Source organism: Clostridium psychrophilum (assembly GCF_018861705.1).
GTDB classification, from domain to species: domain Bacteria; phylum Bacillota; class Clostridia; order Clostridiales; family Clostridiaceae; genus Clostridium_AD; species Clostridium_AD psychrophilum.
This window is the reverse complement of sequence record NZ_JAHLEC010000194.1, coordinates 1-3024: the sequence shown is the minus strand read 5'-3', so window position 1 is coordinate 3024 and position 3024 is coordinate 1. Positions and strand designations below refer to the sequence as shown.

The 3024-nt window shown below is 29.6% G+C and carries 5 protein-coding genes; all 5 read left to right on the top strand.

From position 1 onward, the window contains the following. Nucleotides 1-310 precede the first annotated feature (310 nt). Nucleotides 311-1765, top strand: coding sequence for an aminotransferase class V-fold PLP-dependent enzyme (locus KPL38_RS18740; RefSeq protein ID WP_216290651.1), 1455 nt, complete (start codon nucleotides 311-313; stop codon nucleotides 1763-1765). A 127-nt stretch (nucleotides 1766-1892) separates the two neighbouring features. Further along, nucleotides 1893-1943, top strand: a complete 51-nt coding sequence (locus KPL38_RS20440; RefSeq protein WP_216290653.1) for a thioredoxin domain-containing protein — start codon at nucleotides 1893-1895, stop codon at nucleotides 1941-1943. 266 nt (nucleotides 1944-2209) lie between these two features. Then, the gene (locus KPL38_RS18730; RefSeq protein WP_216290650.1) at nucleotides 2210-2440 is read left to right on the top strand and encodes a hypothetical protein; all 231 of its coding nucleotides are present in this window, start codon (nucleotides 2210-2212) and stop codon (nucleotides 2438-2440) included. A gap of 100 nt (nucleotides 2441-2540) precedes the next feature. Continuing rightward, the gene (locus KPL38_RS18725; RefSeq protein ID WP_216290649.1) at nucleotides 2541-2810 is read left to right on the top strand and encodes a hypothetical protein; all 270 of its coding nucleotides are present in this window, start codon (nucleotides 2541-2543) and stop codon (nucleotides 2808-2810) included. Nucleotides 2811-2850: 40 nt separating this feature from the next. After that, nucleotides 2851-3024, top strand: a 174-nt coding sequence (gene tnpA / locus KPL38_RS20480; protein WP_216290652.1) for an IS66 family insertion sequence element accessory protein TnpA, incomplete at its 3' end; no start/stop codon positions are given.

The window sequence follows — 3024 nt, the reverse complement described above, 5'->3', positions numbered from 1 at the left end:
ATTGAAATTTTCATATTAATTTACAATATTTTCAAGAGGCATAGCCTAAAATTTGAAATAGCTTAACTCCTACCGGAGAAAATATAGCTTTTTGTGGCTTAATCATAACATAGATATATATATGTAATATTTTACTGGCATAGGTGTTGTATAAAAGAAAATGAAAAGTATGGAAATTTATTATTTCTTTATTCCTGGTATATCTAGTATAAAATACAATCTTCTTACTTAAACGAAAATAAATTAAATCAGGTTTCTTACATTTAAGCAAACATTAAAAGATAATATATAGAGGTGGGGGTTATTGATTTTGGATGATTTTAAAATATTCAGAGAGAATACTGTTGGGTATAATGAACGTTACAAAACTCCGTATGGAATTAAAAAAATGTTTTATGCAGATTGGACTGCTAGTGGTCGTTTATACAGACCAATTGAAGATAAAATTGTAAATACTTTTGGACCATTTGTAGGGAATACACATTCAGAATCAAATAAGTCTGGTAGAACTATGACAAAAGCATATAACTTCGCACATTTGAAGATAAAGCAGCATGTAAATGCAAATGATGAGGATATCGTTATAACTTGTGGTTTTGGAATGACATCATGCATTAATAAGCTTCAAACAATATTAGGATTAAAAATTTGTGAAAAGCTACAAAGACATACACAAGTTCCAGAAGAACTGAAACCTATTGTGTTTGTTACCCATATGGAACATCATTTTAATCAAACTTCATGGCTTGAAACTTACTCTGATGTAGTTTGTATTAAACCAGATAGGGATGGACTTGTAAGCATTGACAAAGTTGAAATTGAATTAAAAAAATACTCCTCAAGAAAAATTAAAATAGGTTCTTTTACTGCCTGCTCAAACATATCTGGAATAAAAACTCCTTATCATAAAATGGCAAAACTTATGCATCAGTATGGAGGAGTTTGTTTTGTAGACTTTGCATCTTCGTCTCCGTATGTAACTATGGACATGCATCCTAAGGAAAAACTAGAACAATTAGATGCAATATTTTTCTCGCCTCATAAGTTCCTAGGCGGTCCAGGTTCATCTGGTGTTTTAGTATTTAACTCTAATTTATATCAAAATGAAATACCAGATTCTTCTGGTGGGGGAACAGTAACTTGGACAAATCCATGGGGAGGTAAGGGATACAATCCCAATATAGAACTGCGTGAGGACGGTGGTACCCCAGGTTTTCTGCAAGCCATTAAAACATCATTATGTATATCTTTAAAAGATACAATGAATGTTAAACATATGTCTAACCGCAGCACAAAAATTATGAAAATGGTATTTAAAAGATTAAACAATATTAACAACTTACACATTCTCGCTGGAAATATAAAAGAAAGGCTTGGAATATTCTCTTTTTATATTGATAATGTTCATTATAATTTGATATCAAAAATTCTTGACGAGAGATTTGGAGTGCAAGTTAGAGGCGGATGTTCATGTGGTGGTACTTATGGACACTATTTATTGAATATTAATGAAGAATATTCTAAAAGAATTACAGATGCAATTGATTTGGGAGATTTTTCTCGAAAGCCAGGTTGGGTAAGATTATCTATCCATCCTATGACAACAGACAGTGAGGTAGATTATATAATGTGTTCTATAGAGGATACAGTTAAGAACGTAAATAAATGGAGCAAAGACTATATATACAACAGTAAAACAAATGAATTTAAAAATATACATGAAGAACAAGAAGATAATATGATAAATAGTTGGTTTATATTCTAGACATTTGAATAAAAGTAGTTACCTTGACTAAAATCTGTCCATACTTCCTGAAACATGCTTATAATCTCGTTAACTGCTTTTATTTGGAGAAGATGCTTTTTAGAAAACCAAAGAGGAAGACAAAGCAATATTTCTTTCAATCGGATATTGGGTTTGCCATTGTTGTCATGTGACCTAAACACTGCAATTTATAAAAATCGACAACTGTTGAAACTCAATGTCTTAAGCTGAGTTCGTATTGAGTTTTAAGTTTTTATATAAGCACTTACATAATTGTTGGTGCTTATTTTTTGTGCTTTTTTAGGCTAGTTTTAAGATATAGTTAAAATTGATGTGGATTTTTTCGTGTTAAAGGTTTCCATTTACCCCTACAATTTTCAGTGGATTATACAGGAGAAATTACAGTATAATTATTTCATAGACTTGCTTTTTATTTGTGAGTGCATGAATTTGATAAATATTATATTTGATATTTTTATGAAAATATTTCCGGCATGGTTAACTGAAACTATCTTTGGGGCTTTTTTAAAAACAGTAAACAATAATATTAAAAATAAATTTTTAAAGATAATGATTTACTCTACCCTTTTTATACTTTCGATAATAATTGCTTTTGGGTTAGTAACTGTTGTTATAGTATTTATTGATTTGATATTAATGAGTAAATTTACCTAAGAATTCAACTATTTTAGGGAGAAATATATTTAAAAAAATATATTTTTATAGATAAAAGATATGAAACCAAAATTAAAACAACGATAGGGGATAACATAACATGAAAAAGAATAATTTCTTAAAGCTAACAAAAATCGTACATGCCTTATTTATTGTAAGCACAATAATTACGATATTTATTGTGTATAAGAATATTGATAATTCATTCTCTATTAAGTTTGCAATGGGATATATAATTTTTCTTTTACTTTATTCAGGTTACTTAACCTTTGTAACAATTAAAAACATGAGGACATTAAAATGGTTAGATATAAGAAAAAGATTGTTTAAAAGTAAGCGTCAAATATTACCCACATTCCCATGTTTTTAAATTTATGAGATAATAATCTTAATGCAAGGAGGTTATTATTATGGCAAGAACAAAAGTCAACTTCATGTGGCAACATCGAGTGGATGAGTATAAATCCAGTGGTCAAACTATGTCAATTTGGTGTAAAGATAATGATGTTAAGCCGGCAAGGCTTCGTGCCTGGATTCGCGAATTCAGTTCTGATAACTTAGCTACTAAAGAAACAGCCCAATGG